Raw genomic sequence first — 16,416 nt, 5'->3', positions numbered from 1 at the left:
AGCTAGAGCCCCAGCTCGGCGGCACGCTGGGCCGCACGGTAGGCGGCGGCGGGATCGGGCTCCAGGCCCGGGCCGCCATTGCGGTAGAGATCAGCCAGCTTGCGGGCGGCCAGAGGGTGGCCGGCTGCCGTCGCCAGACCCCACCAGCGCGCGGCCTCGGCCGCGTCCGGTGCCTGGCGGGTGTCGCCATCCAGGCTCAGCACACCCAGCTGGTAGGCCGACTTTCCGTCACCGGCGGTGGCCGCCAGGCGCAGCAGGCGAATGCCCTCCTCCCGCGCGCCGAAGCCCTTGCCACGATGCAGCAGCAGGTGGCCGTAGAAGCTCTGCGCCGAACGATCGCCCAGGGCCGCCATGCGCCCGTACTGGCTCTGCATCCATTGCCAGGCACGCGGCTGGCCCACCAGCTTGGGAAAGCGCATCAACCAACGCGCCACCTGGTATCCGAGCCGTGCCCGCAGCTTCCAGAGCATCAGGGCTCCTCGGGGTAGGAGAACTCGAACACCCGCACGACTTCGGAGGCATGCCAGGACGCCGCGGCGGTGCCATCCGGAGGGCCGGCGAAACGGCCCAGGCGTACCACGCACTCGAAGTAACCGGTGCGCGGCAGGCGGCTGGCGCCCTGGCTGATCACCAGGGAACTGCGCAGCGGGCGCTCGGCACGGGCATCCAGGGCCGCCAGGTGCTCGAGGGCCGCGGTGAGGGTCTGCATCGCCGGGGACGGCAGTTGCAGACGTTCGATCAACGCCCGGTAGGTCAGCAGGTGGCGCTGCCGGCGGGCGTCTTCCAGTTCGGTCAACAGGGCTTGCCAGTGCTGGCGGCTGATTCGCAGACTCAAGATCCGGACTCCCAGCCGGAGACCCCGAGGATACGTGCCAGGCTACGTTTGATGGCTTCGTCGGGCTCGCGCTCGCCGCTCTCGATCAGCCCCAGGTAATGGGGGCTGATACCCACGGCGCGGGCCAGTTGCTCCAGGCTCTGGCCCTGGGCTTCGCGCAGCGATTTCAGTTGACTGAATGCCGTCGCGCTCGGTTCGGCGGCCTTTTCCGTGGTGGCCTGGCCGGCGGCGCGCAGCAGCGCCTGGTATTCCGCCCAGGGCAGTACCGCGTACTCCGCCTGGCCGTCACGCATGATCACTTGCACACTCATTGAAGCTCCCCGTGGAACGCAGTGCCGACTGCTTCAGCACCCCCATGCAGGCGGCCATCTTATCAGGCCGAGTGCCCGCAGAGGGTGAACTATACTGCGTCCACCTGGAGGGGGGAGCCTCGTGGCGCGGCATTTTCTTGTGGTTCTGTGCATCTTCGTCGGCTTCGTGCCCAGACTGTCTCCAGCAGACGAGCTGCGCTGGGGTTTCGGCCCGGCCGACGGCATGCCCTACGCGCAGGTCAGCGACCACGTCCTGCTTGGGGGCTTCATCCAGCGCCTCGGCGAACGTATTTCCAAGGATCTGTCGATCCAGGTGCGATTCGTCGAAACCCCGAACAAGCGCATCGAGGAATCCCTGAAGAACGGGCGCATCCACCTGATCTGCAATTCGAACCCCGAGTGGATGCTCGACGCCTCGGCCTATCACTGGTCACCGCCGCTGTTCGAGGAAGAGGATGCGCTCCTGCAGCACCGCGACAGCCCGCCCATCAACAACCTGGGCGACCTCAGGGGCAAGGTTCTGGGCACCAGCCTGGGATTCGCCTACAGCATGCCGATGATGGAAGCCTTCGCCACTGGCGCCATCGCGCGCAAGGATGTGCGCGACCTGGGCACGCGCCTGAATCTGCTCAGCCACAAACGCCTGGACGCGGTCATCGACATGCGCCGGGCCCTCGCCTTTGAGCTGGCGCGGCACCCCGACGCGCCCCTGGTGTTCAGCCCCTGGGTAGTGGAGCGCTATCCCCTGTATTGCGCCTATGGCGGTGGTCTGCCGGTGGCGGCCGAACGCCTGGATGCGGTGCTACGGAAGCTGCACGACAGTGGTGAACTCGACGCGCTGCTCCAGGACGAACAGCGGCGCGGCACGCCTCAGGAACGCTGAGAGTCGGGTGCCGACAGGCGTTCCAGCTCGGCCTGCACTTCGGGACGTTGGGCCGCGCGCCAGGCGCGGAAGGCGTCCAGCTCGCCACTCCAGGTCTTCAGCACCCAGGCCATCACCGCCAGGTCGTCGGCGAAGCCGACACCCACGAGCCAATCCGGCAGCGCGTCCAGGGGGGTGACGAAATAGATCAGGGCGCCCACCACGGCGAGCAACGCCTTGGGGTTGATCTGCCGGTACTCCCCCCGCAGCCAGGCATTGGCCAGGGACAGTAACAGTCGCAGGTCTTCCTTCACCGCACCCAGCCGACCGCTCTGGCTCGCGCTCTTGCGCGAGACCGCCCAGAGCAGGGAAGGCAAACGGCCACCAGCGAGGAAACGCTGCGCCAGAGTGAGGTAACGCTGGAAATTCCAGGGTGCTTTCATCGGTACTCCTCGGCAGAAGCCTGGCCTAGACAGCGCTGCGCGGTTATCCACGAAATCTGTGGATAACCTTGTTAGCAGTTTTCCACAATCGGAGGAAAAGGCCCATGTCATGGGGCTCCGCGACAAATCGGGCAAATTTTGCCCAGTGGCAAAAGACCAGCAAAATCAAGTATTTGACCAGATGGTCCGCAATGCGACTGCGGGTCGCACCCGCGACAGTCGTGGTTACCCGGTCATGTGCATAACCGTAACACTTTCTCGTCGTGACTCTCTCGTTGTGACCGAAAGGACGGTTCGCGGTTCGAGTGGGACTGCGCCGAAAACGAAAACGCCCCGTCGAGACGGGGCGTTTGCGAGGAAGCGACGACTTACTGCTGGGCAGCGGCAGCCTGATCCTTGATGCCAAGCAGTTCCAGGTCGAACACCAGTACGGAGTTCGCCGGAATCGCCGGGCTCGGGCTCTGCTCGCCGTAGGCCAGCTCGCTCGGGATGTAGAGCTTGATCTTCTCGCCCACGTGCATCAGTTGCAGGCCTTCGACCCAACCCGGGATCACTCCGTTGACCGGCAGGTCGATGGGGCTGCCGCGCTGTACGGAGCTGTCGAATACGGTGCCGTCGGTCAGCTTGCCTTCGTAGTGAACGGTCACCACGTCGGTGGCCTTGGGCTGGGCACCCTCGGCCTTCTTCACGATCTCGTACTGCAGGCCGGAGGCGGTGGTCACCACGCCTTCGCGCTTGGCGTTGTCTTCGAGGAATTTCTTGCCGGCTTTGGCGTTCTCGGCGTTCAGCGCGGTCATGCGCTCTTCGGCACGCTTCTGCAGGAAGGCGAAGGCTTCGACCAGCTCTTCATCCTTCAGGCGTTGTTCCTTCTTGCCGATGGCGTCTTCGATACCCTGGGCAACGGCCTTGGGATCGAGGTCATCCATGCCTTCCTGGGCCAGGCTCTTGCCCATGTTCAGGCCGATACCGTAGGAGGCCTTCTGGGCCGGAGTCTTCAGTTCAACGCTGGTCTGCGAATCGCAGCCTGCGAGAACCAGGCCCACCAGGGCCACTGCGGCCGCCAACCGATGTTGTTTCATGCTGAATCCTTGTCTGTCGCCGTGATGGCAATACGATTGAACGGCGAGCTTAGCAGGCCGCCGCAAGTAGTGGCTATGGGCAATAAGATCGGAGACACCGCAATTAGTTCAGCGACTTGCGACGCATCACGTAAGCAATGTTGTCGCTTTCCTACGGGCAAGAAAAAGCCCCCAGGTATCGCTACCTGAGGGCTTTCTATATGGCGCAGCGGACGGGACTCGAACCCGCGACCCCCGGCGTGACAGGCCGGTATTCTAACCGACTGAACTACCGCTGCGTGTTTCGCGAAAATGGTGGGTGATGACGGGATCGAACCGCCGACCCTCTGCTTGTAAGGCAGATGCTCTCCCGGCTGAGCTAATCACCCAAATGTGCGGCTGTTCAGAGACCGCACACTAAACTAAAAACCCTCAGGCATCGCTGCCTAAGGGTTGGAATATGGCGCAGCGGACGGGACTCGAACCCGCGACCCCCGGCGTGACAGGCCGGTATTCTAACCGACTGAACTACCGCTGCGCGTAACTGCGAGATTGGTGGGTGATGACGGGATCGAACCGCCGACCCTCTGCTTGTAAGGCAGATGCTCTCCCGGCTGAGCTAATCACCCTTCACTCTCGAAGTGGGGCGCATTCTAGAGAGGTATCCGACCCCTGGCAAGCCCTCTTTCGAAAAAAAAATTTCAGGCCTTCCAAAGGCTTAGCGCAGGGTTGGCCTGGAGCTCCGCGACGCGAATAATGCGCGCTTTGTGTCCGGAGGTTTTCCCCCTATGTGGTTCCGCAACCTGCTCGTCTACCGCCTCACCCAGGATCTGAACATTGACGCCGAGGCCCTGGAAGCCGCGCTGGCCAGCAAGCCGGCCCGCCCCTGTGCCAGCCAGGAGCTGACCACCTACGGTTTCGTGGCCCCCTTCGGCAAAGGCCCGGATGCACCGCTGGTGCATGTCAGCGAAGGCTTCTTCCTGGTTGCCGCGCGCAAGGAAGAACGCATCCTCCCCGGCAGCGTGGTGCGCGATGCACTGAAGGAAAAGGTCGACGAAATCGAGGCCGAGCAGATGCGCAAGGTCTACAAGAAGGAGCGCGACCAGCTCAAGGACGAGATCGTCCAGACCTTCCTGCCGCGCGCCTTCATCCGCAAGTCCGCCACCTTCGCCGCCATCGCGCCGGCCCAGGGCCTGATCCTGGTCGACGCCTCCAGCGCCAAGCGCGCCGAGGACCTGCTGTCCACCCTGCGCGAAGCCATCGGCTCGCTGCCGGTGCGTCCGTCCACGGTGAAGATCGCCCCCACCGCCACCCTCACCGAGTGGGTCAAGACCCAGGAAGCCGCCACCGACTTCTACGTGCTGGACGAGTGCGAACTGCGTGACACCGACGAAGACGGTGGCGTGGTGCGCTGCAAGCGCCAGGACCTGACCAGCGACGAGATCCAGCTGCACCTGACTTCCGGCAAGCTGGTCACCCAGCTGTCCCTGGCCTGGCAGGACAAGCTCTCGTTCATCCTCGACGACAAGCTGGTGATCAAGCGCCTGCGCTTCGAGGACCTGCTGCAGGAGAAGGCCGAACAGGATGGCGGCGAAGACGCCCTGGGCCAGCTCGACGCCAGCTTCACGCTGATGATGCTGACCCTGGTGGAGTTCATCCCGCAGCTCTTCGAAGCCCTCGGCGGCGAAGAGATTCCGCAGGGCGTCTGAACCCTCCAAGCGCCGGCCCCGAGCCGGCGCTTTCACGATAACGACAAGGAATGCCCATGCGTGCCCTCGCCGCCCTCAGCCGCTTCGTCGGCAACACCTTCGCCTTGTGGATCCTGCTGTTCGCCGTGCTGGCGTTCTACCAGCCCGCCTGGTTCCTGCCGCTGACCAAATGGATCGTGCCGCTGCTCGGCCTGATCATGTTCGGCATGGGCCTGACCCTCAAGGCCGAGGACTTTCGCGAAGTCGCCCGGCGTCCGCTGCGGGTGCTGATCGGCGTGCTCGCCCAGTTCATCATCATGCCCGGCCTGGCCTGGCTGCTCTGCAAGGCCTTGCAGCTGCCGCCGGAAATCGCCGTCGGCGTGATCCTCGTGGGCTGCTGCCCGGGCGGCACGGCTTCCAACGTCATGACCTGGTTCTCCCGTGGCGACGTGGCGCTGTCGGTGGCCATCACCGCCGTGACCACCCTCCTCGCCCCGGTGGTGACACCCGCCCTGATCTGGCTGCTGGCCTCGGCCTGGCTGCCGGTGGAGTTCAGCCCGCTGTTCATGTCCATCCTCCAGGTCGTGCTGCTGCCCATCGCCCTCGGCCTCGTGGCCCAGCGCCTGCTGGGAGAGCGGGTACGGCTGGCGGTGGACGTGCTGCCCCTGGTTTCGGTGGTGAGCATCGTCGCCATCGTCGCCGCCGTTGTGGCTGCCAGCCAAGCCAAGATCGCCGAGTCCGGCCTGCTGATCATGGCCGTGGTGGTCCTGCACAACGGCCTGGGCCTGGCCCTGGGCTACCTGGCCGGCCGCCTGTTCGGCCTGCCGCTGGCCCAGCGCAAGACCCTGTCCATCGAGGTCGGCATGCAGAACTCGGGCCTCGGCGCCGCACTGGCCAACGCCCACTTCTCGCCGCTGGCCGCCGTGCCCAGCGCGCTGTTCAGCGTCTGGCACAACCTCTCGGGCTCCCTGTTGGCGGCAGTCTTCCGCCGCATGAGCGACGGCTCCGACAAGGCCTGACGCCGCCTTCCTACAGTTCCTGGTCGGCCGGACTTGTCCGACCGGCCAGGATGTGCAGAATATTGCGCAGCGCAAGGACGACCTTGCCACTCACTCAGTGATCAACCGGGGACGGCCCCATCACACGCTGTCCCATTGGAGGTCACCATGTCCTGGATCATTCTGTTTTTCGCCGGCCTGTTCGAGGTGGGCTGGGCCGTCGGCCTGAAATACACCGACGGCTTCAGCAAGCCGTTGCCCACCGCGCTCACCGTTGGCGCCATGATCATCAGCCTGGGGCTGCTGGGCCTGGCCATGAAGGAACTGCCGCTGGGCACCGCCTACGCCATCTGGACCGGCGTCGGCGCCGTCGGTACGGTCATCGCCGGGGTCATCCTGTTCGGCGAATCCATGGCGCTGATACGCCTGGCCAGCGTGGCGCTGATAGTCGCCGGCCTGATCGGCCTCAAGCTCAGCCACGGCTAACCACCATGAAAAAGCCCGCCGATTGGCGGGCTTTTTCATTCAGCGGAGTTCACCCCGCAACTGCGCCACCTGCATCTGCAGGGTCTGGCGGTCCGCCGACTCCGGCGCCAGCGGCGTTCCGGCCACCAGCCTGATACGCGACCAGAAGCGGCGGAACAGGCCCTTCTGCGGATCACGGCTGAAGAAGCTTCCCCAGAGCCCCTGCAACGCCATGGGGATCACCGGCACCGGGTTCTCCTCGAGGATGCGTTCGATACCGCTCTTGAACTCGTTCAGCTCGCCGTCGCCGGTCAGCTTGCCCTCCGGGAAGATGCACACCACCTCGCCCCTGCGCAGGTACTCGGCGATCTGCTTGAAGGCCGCGTCGTAGACCAGCAGGTCCTCGTGGCGGGCGGCAATGGGCACGGTACCCGCCGTGCGGAACACGAAGTTCAGCACCGGCAGCTGGTAGATCTTGTAGTACATGACGAAGCGCACCGGCCGGCGCACCGCGCCGCCGATCAGCAGGGCGTCGACGAAGGACACGTGGTTGCACACCAGCACCGCCGGTCCTTCCTCCGGAATCGCCTCCAGGCCCTTGTGCTCCACCCGATACATGGAATGGCCCAGCAGCCAGACCAGGAAACGCATGGTGAACTCGGGGACGATCTTGAAGATGTAGCTGTTCACCGCGATGTTCATCAGCGACACCACCAGGAACAGCTCCGGGATCGACAGCCCGGCGACGCTCAGGAAGAGGATCGAGGCAATCGCCGAGACCACCATGAACAGCGCATTGAGGATGTTGTTCGCGGCGATCACCCGGGCCCGCTCGTTCTCCGCCGTGCGCGACTGGATCAGCGCATAGAGCGGCACGATGTAGAAGCCGCCGAACAGGCCGATGCCGAGGATATCGGCGAGGATCAGCCAGGCCTGGCCGTACCCCAGCAGCGCCAGCCAGCCGTGGGGCGCGGCGCCTTCGGGGAAGCCGCCGGAATGCCACCAGAGCAACAGGCCGAACAGGCTCAGGCCGATCGAGCCGAAGGGCACCAGGCCGATCTCCACCTTGCCGCCCGAGAGTCGCTCGCAGAGCATCGAACCCAGGGCGATACCCACCGAGAACACCGTGAGGATCAGGGTCACCACGCTCTCGTCGCCGTGGAGGAATTCCTTGGAGAACGCCGGGATCTGGGTCAGGTAGACCGCACCGAGGAACCAGAACCAGGAGTTGCCCACCAGCGAGCGCGACACCGCCGGCCGCTGGCCAAGACCCAGACGCAGGATCTGCCAGGACTGGCGGAAGATGTTCCAGTCCAGCTTGAGCTCGGGCAGCGCGGCGGCCGCGCGGGGGATTCCGCGGCTGGCCAGGTAACCCAGGCAGGCAACCAGGACGATGGCGCAGGCCACCACCGTTTCGAAGCGCTCCACCGACATCATGACGCCGGCGCTGATGGTGCCCGCGAGGATGGCCAGGAAGGTGCCCATCTCCACCAGGGCGTTGCCCCCCACCAGTTCGTTCTCGCGCAACACCTGGGGCAGGATCGAGTACTTCACCGGCCCGAATAGCGCCGAATGGGTGCCCATGGCGAAGAGCGCGGCAAATAGCAGCGGCAGGCTGTCGAAGAAGAAGCCCAGGGCGCCCACCACCATGATGGCCACCTCGGCCAGCTTGATGGCGCGGATCAGCGCGTCCTTGGCGAACTTCTCACCGAACTGCCCGCCCAGGGCGGAGAACAGAAAGAACGGCAGGATGAACAGCAACGCGCAGAGGTTGGTGAAGATGCTCTTGTCGCCGGAGATGGCGAATTTGTAGAGGATGGCGAGGATCAGCGACTGCTTGAAGATGTTGTCGTTGAAGGCGCCGAGCAGCTGGGTCACGAAGAACGGCAGGAATCGCCGGGTGCCCAACAGGGCGAATTGCGAGTGTTGGCTCATCTTCCTTGGTACCTGGTGGTTGGCTTGGAACCGCACATCGCTGATTGGACAGCACCACGCAGGCCAAAAGCCACACCCACAGGAGCGAATTCATTCGCGAAGCCCGAGCGAAGCCTCCCCCCACAAAGGACCGTAGGATGTGGTTGAGCGCAGCGAAACCCATCAGCTCCAACGAACAGCATGGGTATCGCAAGCTCAACCCATCCTACGAAAAGCAATCGTGCCGCCCGATTCTCCTCAGATCGGCAACTGCCCCATCACCCAGCGCAGCAGGAAGAACAGCACCAGCCCACCGAGGATGGTCGCCAGCAGGTGGCGGGTCAGCGCGGCGATCAGGATGGCGCCCAGTCCGCCCAGCAGGTAGGCGTTGTCCAGGGCCAGGTTCAGGTGCTGGCCGTCGGGCATCAGCATGCCCGGCACCACGATGGCGGTGAGCACCGCGGTGGGCACGTAGTGCAGGCCCTGGCGCACCACCGGCGGGAAGCTCAGGTTGGGCCAGGCGAACAGGCTGTAGCGGATGGCGAAGGTGATGGCCGCCATGCCGAGGATCAGGCTCCAGGTTTCCATCACACACCCTCCCCCAGCAGATCGAGTCGATAACGCCGTTCCAGCACGATGCCCACGGCGATGCCGCACAGGGCCGCGGCCATCAGCCCGAGCTTGTAGGGCAGGCCCTGGCAGGCCAGCGCCACGGCGCCGGCCACCAGCGCGGCCGCCACCTGGGGCTTGTTGCGCAGCATGGGCACGACGATGCCGATGAAGGTGGCGAGCATGGCGAAGTCCAGTCCCCAGGCAGCCAGGTTGGGCACCGCCTGGCCGAACAGCACGCCCACCAGGGTGCACAGCTGCCAGTTCAGGTACATGGCCAGGGCCGCGCCGAAGAAGTACCAGTGCTTGTGCGGCGACTCGTCCTTGTCCGCATAGCGGTGCTGGACCACGGCAAAGGCCTCGTCGGTGAGCCAGAACGCCAGGGGCATCCGCCAGCGGCTAGGCAGGTGACGCACGAAGGGCTGCAGGGTGGCGCTGTAGAGGGCGTGGCGCAGATTGACCACGAAAGTGGTCAGCAGGATCACCGCCACCCCGGCGCCACCGCCCAGCAGGGTGATGGCGATGAACTGCGCGGAACCGGCGAACACCAGCAGCGACATGCCGAGGGTCTGCCAGGCGGTCAGCCCGGCGCCGCCGGCCAGCGTGCCGAAGATGATGCCGAAGGGAATCGCGCCAACGATCATCGGAACGATGTCGCGGGCGCCGTGGATGAACTCTGTGGAACGGGACATGGGGCCTCCTTGTCCCGTGAGGTTAGCCCGGCGCCCTCAGTGGGTCTTGAACGATCTTGCGCAGGCGTCGCGGTACTCGCCCGGCCCCACGCCGTAGGCTTGCTTGAACTGGCGGGTCAGGTGGCTCTGGTCGGAAAACCCCAGCTGCGCCGCCACCCCGGCCGGCGCGCAGCCGGCCTTGAGCAGGGCGCGGGCCTGTTCCAGGCGGCGCTGCTTGAGCCAGGCGTAGGGCGGCATGCCGGTGGCATGGCGGAAGGTCCGGGCGAAATGGAAGGCCGACAGCCCCACCTCGGCGGCCAGGTCCTCCAGGGACGGCGGCTCGGCCAGGTGGGCGCTGAGAATCTCCCGCGCCAGCGCCACCGCCCGAGGCTCGGAGCCGGCCGCACGGGGCATGGCGATGCGCGCATGGCGGCGGAACAGCAGCAGGATCGCCTCGCGCCAGGCCTCCTGGACCTGCAGCGCCGGCGAGCTGCTCTCCAGCATCCGGTGCAGGTTGATGAAGGTGGCCGCTACCTCGGGATCATGGATCACGCTCTCGGCGAAGCCCGGCAGGCCGTCCATGGGAATATCCAGCTCCTCCAGCACCTCGCTGACCCGTTCCAGGTCGGGGTAGAAGCCCCGGTAGCGCCAGCCCTGCTCATGGGCCTTGGAGCCGGTGTGCAACTCGTCGGGATTGATCAGCACCATGCTGCCCACCGGCGCCAGGTGGTCGCTGCCCCGATGACGGAATCGCTGCGCACCGGACTCTATCACGGTGAACACATACCCCTCGTGCACATGGGGTGCGAAGCGTTGCTCGATGTAGCGCGCATGCAACAACTCCACACCACCCAGCTCGTTGGCCTGCCAGAAACGCGTCGTCTCGCCGTTCGCCATCTCCATCAAGCGCTGAACAGCGCCTCCAGGCGTTGCTTCACATCCGGCCAGTCGCGGTCGGTGATGCTGTAGAGCACGCTGTCGTCCAGGCGCCCGCCGGCCAGGCGGCGGTGGTTGCGCAGCACGCCCTCGCGATGAGCGCCGAGCTTTTCGATGGCGCGCTGGGCGCGCAGGTTGCTGGCGGCGGTCTTCAGTTGCACCCGCACCAGCTGCCACTCCTCGAAGGCGTGGCGCAGCATCAGGTACTTGATCGAGGCATTCAGGCCGCTACCGTGCTCGCCAGCGGCGAGCCAGGTCCAGCCGATCTCGGCGGCGGGCAGGTTGGGGATGAAGTCGGCAAAGCGGGTGGTACCCACCAGGTTGTCGCCAAGACGGATGGCGAAGACCACCGCCTGGCCTTCGCGCTGGGCAGCCAGGCCCTGGCGATACCAGTCGGGGCGCAGGGGGCCGTTCATGTACACCAGTGCTTCGCGGTTGGCCTCGGCCAGGGTGACCAGCGCCGGGATATCGGACTCGGCCAGCGGATCGAGGCGCAAGGCGCCACGCTGCAGGGTGACCGGTTGTGGATTGAACATCTACGCCCTCCTCAGGCGAAAGCACCCGGCAGGATGGGAACGTCGCGAGTGCCGTGCAGGCATCCGCGCTAGAAAATGGAACGGCGCGGACAATAGAGCACGCTAGCAGCCCCGCCGCGGGGGCTCAAGAGCACCTGCGACCTTGGTAGCAGCGGCCTGACGAACTACCGGCTTTGGTGCGAAACTGCTGGAAGTCATATTCCGGCGGGCGAAACCGTCCGCGCAGCATCCGGAGCCGCAATGTCGCTGTCCAGCGGGCTGATCGCCACGGTCGCCTTCCTCTACATGGCCATCCTCTTCGCCATCGCCTTCTATGGCGATCGCCGCAGCGCGCCGTTGTCGCCGCGCATGCGCGCCTGGGTCTACAGCCTGTCGCTGGCGGTGTACTGCACCAGCTGGACCTTCTTCGGCGCCGTCGGCCAGGCCGCCGGCCAGGTATGGAACTTCCTGCCGATCTACCTCGGCCCCATCCTGTTGCTGCTGGTGGCGCCCTGGGTGGTGCAGAAGATGGTGCTGATCAGCAAGCAGGAAAACATCACCTCCATCGCCGACTTCATCGCCGCGCGCTACGGCAAGTCCCAGACCCTCGCGGTAGTGGTGGCGCTGATCTGCCTGGTCAGCGTGCTCCCCTACATCGCCCTGCAGCTCAAGGGCATCGTCCTCGGGGTGAACCTGTTGATCGGTTCCGGCGCCGAATCCGCCGGTACCCGCGCCCAGGACACGGCCCTGATCGTCTCCCTGGTGCTGGCCCTGTTCACCATCCTCTTCGGTACCCGCAACCTCGACGCCACCGAGCACCACCGTGGCATGGTGCTGGCCATCGCCTTCGAGTCCCTGGTGAAGCTGCTGGCCTTCCTCGCGGTGGGCGCCTACGTCACCTTTGGCCTATTCGACGGTTTCGACGACCTCTTCACCCGTGCCCGCAGCGCGCCGCAACTGGAGCACTACTGGCAGCAGTCCACCGACTGGTCGGCCCTGCTGGTGCAAACCGGCGTCGCCATGCTCGCCATCATCTGCCTGCCCCGGCAGTTCCACGTCACGGTGGTGGAGAACATCGAGCCCCGCGACCTGCGCCAGGCGCGCTGGGTCTTCCCGATCTACCTGGCCCTGGCCGCGCTGTTCGTGGTGCCCATCGCCCTGGCCGGACAGATGCTGCTGCCCAGCGGCGTGATGCCGGACTCCTTCGTGATCAGCCTGCCCCTGGCCGAGGCCCACCCCGCCCTGGCCCTGCTGGCCTTCATCGGCGGCGCCTCGGCCGCCACCGGTATGGTGATCGTCGAAGCCGTGGCGCTCTCCACCATGGTCTCCAACGACATGCTGCTGCCCTGGCTGCTGCGCCGGCAGAACGCCGAACGCCCCTTCGAGGTGTTCCGCCACTGGATGCTCTCGGTACGCCGGGTGAGCATCGTGGTGATCATCCTGCTGGGCTACGTCAGCTACCGCCTGCTGGGCTCCACCGCGAGCCTGGCGACCATCGGCCAGATCGCCTTCGCCTCCATCGCCCAGCTCGGCCCGGCGATGATCGGCGCGCTGTTCTGGAAACAGGCCAACCGCCGTGGCGTGTTCGCCGGCCTCGCCGCCGGCGCCGCGCTCTGGGCCTACACCCTGGTGCTGCCGGTCATGGCCAGAGGCCTCGGCTGGCCGCTGGAGACCTTCCCGGGGCTGGCCTGGTTCATGGCCAACCCGCTGAACCTGCCCATCGAACCCCTGACCCAGGGCGTGGTGCTGTCGCTGGCCGGCAACTGGGTTCTCTTCGCCTGGGTCTCGGTGTTCTCCCGCACCCGGGTGTCCGAACACTGGCAGGCCAGCCGCTTCATCGGCCAGCAGGTGTCGGCCCGCGACAGCTCCCGCTCGCTGCTGGCGGTACAGGTCGACGACCTGCTGATGCTCGCCTCGCGCTTCGTCGGCGAGGAACGCGCGCGGCAGAGCTTCATCCGCTTCGCCTACCGCCTGGGGATCAGCTTCAACCCGGCGCAGAACGCCAACCAGGACTGGATCACCCACACCGAGCGCCTGCTCGCCGGCGTACTGGGCGCCTCCTCGGCGCGGGCGGTGGTGAAAGCCGCCATCGAAGGCCGCGAAATGCAGGTGGAGGACGTGGTGCGTATCGCCGACGAAGCCTCCGAAGTGCTGCAGTTCAACCGCGCCCTGCTGCAGGGCGCCATCGAGAACATCACCCAGGGCATCAGCGTGGTGGACCAGTCCCTACGCCTGGTGGCCTGGAACCGCCGCTACCTGGAACTGTTCAACTACCCCGACGGCCTGATCAGCGTTGGCCGCCCCATCGCCGACATCATCCGCTACAACGCCGAGCGCGGCCTGTGCGGCCCCGGCGAGGTGGAATCCCATGTCGCCCGGCGCCTGTTCTGGATGCGCCAGGGCACCCCGCACACCTCCGAGCGGCTGTTCCCCAACGGCCGCGTCATCGAGCTGATCGGCAACCCCATGCCCGGCGGCGGCTTCGTCATGAGCTTCACCGACATCACCGCCTACCGGCAGGCCGAGCGGGACCTGAAAGACGCCAACGAAGGGCTGGAGCAACGGGTCATCGAGCGCACCCATGAACTGTCCAAGCTCAACCAGGCGCTGATCGAGGCCAAGGGCACCGCCGAGTCGGCCAACCAGTCCAAGACCCGCTTCCTCGCCGCCGTCAGCCACGACCTGATGCAGCCCCTGAACGCCGCGCGACTGTTCTCCGCCGCCCTCGGCCACCAGCAGGACGCCCTGCCCCGCGAAGCCCGCGAGCTGGTCAACCACCTGGACAGCTCGCTGCGTTCGGCCGAAGACCTGATCACCGACCTGCTGGACATCTCGCGCCTGGAAAGCGGCCGCATCACCCCCGACCGCACCGCCTTCCCGCTGGCTTCGCTGTTCGACACCCTGGGCGCGGAGTTCAAGGCACTGGCCCAGGAACAAGGCATGGAGTTCCGCCTGCATGGCAGCAAGCTGCGGGTCGACAGCGACATGAAGCTGCTGCGCCGGGTACTGCAGAACTTCCTCACCAACGCCTTCCGCTATGCCCGCGGCCGGGTATTGCTGGGCGCACGGCGTGACGGCGACCAGTTGCGCCTGGAAGTCTGGGACCGTGGCCCCGGCATCCCGGAAGACAAGCGCAAGGTGATATTCGAGGAATTCAAGCGCCTGGACAGCCACCAGACCCGCGCCGAAAAGGGCCTGGGCCTGGGCCTGGCCATTGCCGACGGCCTCTGCCGGGTGCTCGGCCACAAGCTGGAAGTGCGTTCCTGGCCCGGCAAGGGCAGCGTGTTCAGCGTCACTGTGCCCCTGGCGCGCGTCCAGCAGCCCTCGCCGACGGTGCAGAAGCAGGCCGAGGCCAATGGCCAGGCGCTCAACGGCACCCAGGTGCTGTGCATCGACAACGAAGACAGCATCCTCACTGGCATGCACAGCCTGCTCTCGCGCTGGGGCTGCCAGGTCTGGACCGCGCGCAACCGCCTGGAGTGCGAACACCTGCTGGCCGAGGAAGTGCGGCCGCAACTGGCGCTGGTGGACTACCACCTGGATGAAGGGGAAACCGGCACCGAGCTCATGGCCTGGCTGCGCACCCGCCTGGGCGAGCCGCTACCCGGCGTGGTGATCAGCGCCGACGGCCGCGCCGAACTGGTGGCCGAAGTCCACGCCGCCGGCCTGGACTACCTGGCCAAGCCGGTCAAGCCGGCCGCGCTGCGGGCGCTGATCAGCCGGCATGTGAACCTGCGCTAGAGAAGTAGGGTGCGCCATGGGCACCAAGGTCGTGGCGTGGACCGTAGGATGTGGTTGAGCGAAGCGATACCCATCAATCGCAGTCCTATACGAGGCAGCAGGCAGCCCGGATGAAATCCCGGGACCCCCCACCGCCGCTCCCGGATTTCATCCGGGCTACGGAAAGCCGGCCGTGCCGCATGGGAACGACCAGCCCGGTCAGAGCTCTTCGTCTTCCCGCACCAGCACGCAGTGCAGGCCGTCGTCGTCTTCGCTGCAATCGTAGAGATAGAACATCTGCACCTCGCCGGAGGCGGCGACCACGGCGACGAAGTCGCCGGAATCGGCGAGGAAGAAATCACGGCTGGCCGGGTCCGCCTGGCACTCGATCAAGGCGGTGACGAACGAGCCCGGATCGATTTCGCCGAAGTAGTCCTCGCGGTCCTGTGCGCTCCATTGGGCCGGGGCCTGGAAGGGGCCGGTGAAGACGATGCGCGCATCGCCCAGGTCCTCCTCCTCGGCGTCCAGGTCGTTCTCGTCGGGACGGTACAGGGTGCATTCCAGGGCGTCGGCATGGGCGAGCACGGCCTGGCGGGCGGCCAGGCGCTTCTCCGGGTCGAGGCCGGCGGCCAGGCAGATCTGGGCCCAGCTGTCTTGTTGGCGTGGGGACACGGGGGAGTTCCTTCTTGGTGGAGGCTGAAAAAAGGAGTCTAGTGTCAGGCACGCCAGGGCGGCGGGCAATTCCCCGTTGAGTTGGATGTGCTTAGCTGACTGGATAGCCCCCAGGCCAAGACCCATGATCCCCGCCGACACCAAGGTCCAGCTGCAGGAAATCTTCCACGCCCATGGAATGACCGATCCCGCGCTGCAGGACTGCCTGCTGCAGTCGCTCAAGCTGCGCGAAGTCGAGCGCGAGCAACTGATCATCCACGCCGGCGAACGGCCCAGCCACTTCTACGTCATCCTTTCCGGCGTGGCCCGCTACTACTACCTGTCCCCCGAAGGCCGGCAGTGGAACAAGAGCTTCTTCCGCGAAGGCCAACTGATCGGTTCCCTCAGCGCCCACCTCAAGCAGCAACCCTGCCGCTACAACATCGCCGCGGTGGAACGCTGCCGGCTGGCCGCCCTGCCCCTGTCCCTCTTCGCCCAACTGGGCGAGCGCTTCCCGCAACTGGTGCAGATGCAGGAACTGATGGTCCGCCGGATCATGCTGCGCAACGAGGACCGTGAGGCGCTGCTGCTCACCAGCAACGGCGAACAGCGCTACCAGTGGCTGGTGGAGAACGAGCCCTGGCTGGTACAGCGGGTGCCCCAGTACCACCTGGCCAGCTACCTGGCCATGGACCCGGTGACCTTCTCGCGGGTCAAGCGCAAGCGGGAGAACTGACCGG

Annotated in this window: 17 protein-coding genes and 4 tRNA genes; 6 read left to right on the top strand and 15 right to left on the bottom strand. The window is 66.0% G+C overall.

Annotated elements, in window-relative coordinates; translation table 11 throughout:
- Positions 1–2: 2 nt before the first annotated feature.
- From PCA10_RS06285 to PCA10_RS06275, 3 genes are read right to left on the bottom strand one after another with little or no spacing between them, the layout of a single operon-like run.
- Positions 3–470 (bottom strand): SEL1-like repeat protein, encoded by a 468-nt coding sequence (locus tag PCA10_RS06285; RefSeq protein ID WP_016491198.1) that lies wholly within the window; start codon positions 468–470, stop codon positions 3–5.
- Positions 470–835 carry a hypothetical protein gene (locus PCA10_RS06280; RefSeq protein WP_016491197.1) on the bottom strand — a complete coding sequence of 122 codons (366 nt, stop codon included), beginning with the start codon at positions 833–835 and terminating at the stop codon, positions 470–472. The genes PCA10_RS06285 and PCA10_RS06280 overlap by 1 nt, the downstream gene beginning before the upstream one ends.
- Positions 832–1,146 (bottom strand): helix-turn-helix domain-containing protein, encoded by a 315-nt coding sequence (locus PCA10_RS06275; protein ID WP_016491196.1) that lies wholly within the window; start codon positions 1,144–1,146, stop codon positions 832–834. The genes PCA10_RS06280 and PCA10_RS06275 overlap by 4 nt, the downstream gene beginning before the upstream one ends.
- Before the next feature lie 145 nt (positions 1,147–1,291).
- Here PCA10_RS06275 and PCA10_RS06270 point away from each other — a divergent pair, with 145 nt between their 5' ends.
- A complete protein-coding gene (locus PCA10_RS06270) occupies positions 1,292–2,029 on the top strand; it encodes a substrate-binding periplasmic protein (RefSeq protein WP_394296625.1) in 738 nt (245 codons plus the stop codon).
- On the opposite strand, the gene PCA10_RS06265 is transcribed toward PCA10_RS06270, so the two are convergent.
- The 6 genes from PCA10_RS06265 to PCA10_RS06240 form a co-directional block, all read right to left on the bottom strand.
- On the bottom strand, positions 2,017–2,451 hold the full coding sequence (locus tag PCA10_RS06265) for a YkvA family protein (RefSeq protein ID WP_016491194.1): 435 nt from the start codon (positions 2,449–2,451) through the stop codon (positions 2,017–2,019). The genes PCA10_RS06270 and PCA10_RS06265 overlap by 13 nt on opposite strands.
- A 368-nt stretch (positions 2,452–2,819) precedes the next feature.
- On the bottom strand, positions 2,820–3,530 hold the full coding sequence (locus PCA10_RS06260; protein ID WP_016491193.1) for an FKBP-type peptidyl-prolyl cis-trans isomerase: 711 nt from the start codon (positions 3,528–3,530) through the stop codon (positions 2,820–2,822).
- A gap of 201 nt (positions 3,531–3,731) precedes the next feature.
- Positions 3,732–3,808 (bottom strand) — tRNA-Asp (locus tag PCA10_RS06255).
- A 14-nt stretch (positions 3,809–3,822) separates the two neighbouring features.
- Positions 3,823–3,898 (bottom strand) — tRNA-Val (locus PCA10_RS06250).
- Positions 3,899–3,970: 72 nt separating this feature from the next.
- Positions 3,971–4,047: transfer RNA gene (locus tag PCA10_RS06245), tRNA-Asp, on the bottom strand.
- Between the two features lie 15 nt (positions 4,048–4,062).
- Positions 4,063–4,138 (bottom strand) — tRNA-Val (locus PCA10_RS06240).
- Positions 4,139–4,297: 159 nt separating this feature from the next.
- Here PCA10_RS06240 and rdgC point away from each other — a divergent pair.
- The 3 genes from rdgC to sugE all read left to right on the top strand — a co-directional run bounded on the left by rdgC (position 4,298) and on the right by sugE (position 6,681).
- Positions 4,298–5,218 carry a recombination-associated protein RdgC gene (gene rdgC / locus PCA10_RS06235; RefSeq protein WP_016491192.1) on the top strand — a complete coding sequence of 307 codons (921 nt, stop codon included), beginning with the start codon at positions 4,298–4,300 and terminating at the stop codon, positions 5,216–5,218.
- Between the two features lie 56 nt (positions 5,219–5,274).
- On the top strand, positions 5,275–6,216 hold the full coding sequence (locus PCA10_RS06230; RefSeq protein WP_016491191.1) for a bile acid:sodium symporter family protein: 942 nt from the start codon (positions 5,275–5,277) through the stop codon (positions 6,214–6,216).
- Positions 6,217–6,363: 147 nt separating this feature from the next.
- The gene (gene sugE, locus PCA10_RS06225) at positions 6,364–6,681 is read left to right on the top strand and encodes a quaternary ammonium compound efflux SMR transporter SugE (RefSeq protein WP_016491190.1); all 318 of its coding nucleotides are present in this window, start codon (positions 6,364–6,366) and stop codon (positions 6,679–6,681) included.
- Positions 6,682–6,720: 39 nt separating this feature from the next.
- On the opposite strand, the gene PCA10_RS06220 is transcribed toward sugE, so the two are convergent.
- The 5 genes from PCA10_RS06220 to PCA10_RS06200 all read right to left on the bottom strand — a co-directional run bounded on the left by PCA10_RS06220 (position 6,721) and on the right by PCA10_RS06200 (position 11,326).
- Entirely contained in the window at positions 6,721–8,595 is a 1,875-nt protein-coding gene (locus PCA10_RS06220; protein ID WP_016491189.1) for an MFS transporter, read from the bottom strand.
- A gap of 237 nt (positions 8,596–8,832) precedes the next feature.
- Positions 8,833–9,162 (bottom strand): AzlD domain-containing protein, encoded by a 330-nt coding sequence (locus PCA10_RS06215; RefSeq protein WP_016491188.1) that lies wholly within the window; start codon positions 9,160–9,162, stop codon positions 8,833–8,835.
- Complete coding sequence (locus PCA10_RS06210) at positions 9,162–9,875, bottom strand: AzlC family ABC transporter permease (RefSeq protein ID WP_016491187.1); 714 nt, start codon at positions 9,873–9,875, stop codon at positions 9,162–9,164. Before PCA10_RS06210 ends, PCA10_RS06215 begins: the two co-directional genes overlap by 1 nt.
- Positions 9,876–9,911: 36 nt before the next feature.
- On the bottom strand, positions 9,912–10,751 hold the full coding sequence (locus PCA10_RS06205) for an AraC family transcriptional regulator (RefSeq protein WP_041770548.1): 840 nt from the start codon (positions 10,749–10,751) through the stop codon (positions 9,912–9,914).
- 5 nt (positions 10,752–10,756) lie between these two features.
- On the bottom strand, positions 10,757–11,326 hold the full coding sequence (locus tag PCA10_RS06200; RefSeq protein WP_016491185.1) for a GNAT family N-acetyltransferase: 570 nt from the start codon (positions 11,324–11,326) through the stop codon (positions 10,757–10,759).
- A 240-nt stretch (positions 11,327–11,566) separates the two neighbouring features.
- On the opposite strand from PCA10_RS06200, the gene PCA10_RS06195 reads away from it, so the two are divergent.
- Positions 11,567–15,046 (top strand): hybrid sensor histidine kinase/response regulator, encoded by a 3,480-nt coding sequence (locus PCA10_RS06195; protein ID WP_016491184.1) that lies wholly within the window; start codon positions 11,567–11,569, stop codon positions 15,044–15,046.
- Positions 15,047–15,244: 198 nt separating this feature from the next.
- Here the strand turns inward: PCA10_RS06195 and PCA10_RS06190 are convergent, their stop codons facing one another.
- Positions 15,245–15,664, bottom strand: a complete 420-nt coding sequence (locus PCA10_RS06190; protein WP_041770547.1) for a hypothetical protein — start codon at positions 15,662–15,664, stop codon at positions 15,245–15,247.
- A gap of 157 nt (positions 15,665–15,821) precedes the next feature.
- Here PCA10_RS06190 and PCA10_RS06185 point away from each other — a divergent pair, with 157 nt between their 5' ends.
- Positions 15,822–16,412 (top strand): Crp/Fnr family transcriptional regulator, encoded by a 591-nt coding sequence (locus PCA10_RS06185; protein WP_016491182.1) that lies wholly within the window; start codon positions 15,822–15,824, stop codon positions 16,410–16,412.
- The last annotated feature ends 4 nt before the right edge of the window (positions 16,413–16,416 follow it).

Source organism: Pseudomonas resinovorans NBRC 106553 (assembly GCF_000412695.1).
GTDB lineage: Bacteria > Pseudomonadota > Gammaproteobacteria > Pseudomonadales > Pseudomonadaceae > Metapseudomonas > Metapseudomonas resinovorans_A.
This window is presented reverse-complemented; position numbering and strand designations above follow the sequence as displayed.